Below are 343 nucleotides of genomic sequence, written 5' to 3'. Positions count from 1 at the left end.
GTATGAAAATGCGCCGAAGCTGAACACGCTGGCGCGTCGCAAAGCGGCGTATTTTGAGCAAAGTAACGTGACGTTTTGGCATAACTGGTATCGTGACGTGTTCAATATCGATACCGCCAACGATTTCGGGCTGGCCGTGTGGGCGCGGATTCTGGATGTGTCGCTGGGGATTGATGTTGCCCCCAGTGACAAAACCAAAATTGGCTGGGGTTTTGGCAAAAAACGCAACTTCAAGGGCAACTTCCGGCGCAATGCCGATTATACCCTGATGCTCACCGCTGAACAGAAGCGCCTGATTATCCGCATGCGCTACTTTAACCTGACCCAAAGCCCGACGGTCACC

General features: G+C 53.1%; 1 protein-coding gene. It reads left to right on the top strand.

Translation table 11 applies throughout. From position 1 onward, the window contains the following. Positions 1 to 343: baseplate wedge 1 family protein (locus tag PSI23_RS22200; RefSeq protein WP_273557069.1), on the top strand; the 343-nt coding region annotated here is incomplete at both ends.

Source organism: Xenorhabdus yunnanensis (assembly GCF_028598805.1).
Taxonomy (GTDB): Bacteria; Pseudomonadota; Gammaproteobacteria; order Enterobacterales; family Enterobacteriaceae; genus Xenorhabdus; species Xenorhabdus yunnanensis.
Note: the sequence above shows the minus strand (reverse complement) of the source record. Positions and strands in the feature narration are given on the sequence as shown.